This is a genomic window from Streptomyces sp. SID14436 (assembly GCF_010548465.1).
Lineage (GTDB): Bacteria > Actinomycetota > Actinomycetes > Streptomycetales > Streptomycetaceae > Streptomyces.
Genome location: NZ_JAAGMD010000867.1, coordinates 1 through 1,178 on the forward strand (window position 1 = coordinate 1; position 1,178 = coordinate 1,178).

Below are 1,178 nucleotides of genomic sequence, written 5' to 3' on the forward strand. Positions count from 1 at the left end.
ACGGCGTCCACGTCCCGCGCGGTCGCCGGACCCTCGGCGAGCGCGGCCTCGACGCCGACGGCGGCGCAGCCGTTGCGGATCAGGGACAGCGCGGCCCAGCGGGCGGTCTGGCCGTCGCCGAGCACGGCGACCCGGGTGCCGCGGAACGCGGCGAACGCGCGCCGAGCGCCGTCGGCGTAGTGGTCGAGGTAGGCGATCTGCTCGGCGAAGAGGTCCGCGACGGCCGGTTCGAGCGGTGTCCCTCCGGCGTCCGGGGCGGCGGGATCCGGCACGGAGCGGGCGAAACCGCGCGCGTAGAGGGCCTTGACCAGGCCGCCCACCATCGCCTTCTGCGGATCCTTGAAGCCGGTGCAGATCTCCGCCACGGTCCGGCTGCCGTCCAGGTGCGGGACGAGCAGCGTGGCGAAGCGGTAGGCGGACGGGGAGGTGACCTGGAACCCGCCGTCGGCATTGTGGAAGATCACGCCGTCCGGCGTCTCGGTGAACAGCACGTCGCGGCGCACCCTGGGCCGGGTGTCCGCGGTCTCCTCGTACGGCGTGGTGGGCATGCTCGGGTCGTACCTCCGGGTGGGGGCCTGGCGGCCGGTGCGGGTGGACGAGCGGTGGGGAAGGGACGCCCGGGGCGGGCGGGTCCGGTGGGACCCGTCGGCGGGCGCGGGTGTACAGGGGGCGTGGTGGGGACGGGGGTCGGTCGGGGCGTGGACGTGAGGGACGTTCGGCGGGCGGGGGGCTGTGCGGGGGCGGCCGGGCGGGCCGGACGGGTCAGGTGGCGCCGGACGGCAGGGCGTGCCGGGCCACGGGCAGGAGGGCCTGCGCTACCTCGCCCGCCCGCGTGCCGCGGTGCAGCGCGTGGGCGCGGAAGAGGGCGTTCATCCGGAGCAGGCCGGGCTGCTCCTCGTCGAGGAGACCGCGGTCGAGGAGCTGTTCCAGCAGCTCCTCGGCGCGGGTCTCGGGCACCGCGAGCGCGCCCGCCGCGTCGGGCACGGTGAGCTGCCCGTTCAGCCGCGCCAGCCGCAGGTGCGCGTCGGCCAGCGGAGCGGGCAGCCGTCGCAGCGCACCGTCGAGGATCAGGGGTACGGACAGCCGGGGGTCGTCGGGCAGCGCCAGCCGGGCGGGCAGGTCCCGGCGCAGCCAGGTGGCGCAGTCCGCGAGCCGCTGGGCGGGCCGGGTCAGCAGAC

General features: G+C 77.2%; 2 pseudogenes. Both read right to left on the reverse strand.

The annotated features are described in order from the left end of the window. Window positions 1–548, reverse strand: a pseudogene (locus G3I53_RS31740) (hypothetical protein); the annotation flags it as partial. 214 nt (window positions 549–762) lie between these two features. Then, window positions 763–1,178, reverse strand: a pseudogene (locus G3I53_RS31745) (hypothetical protein); the annotation flags it as partial.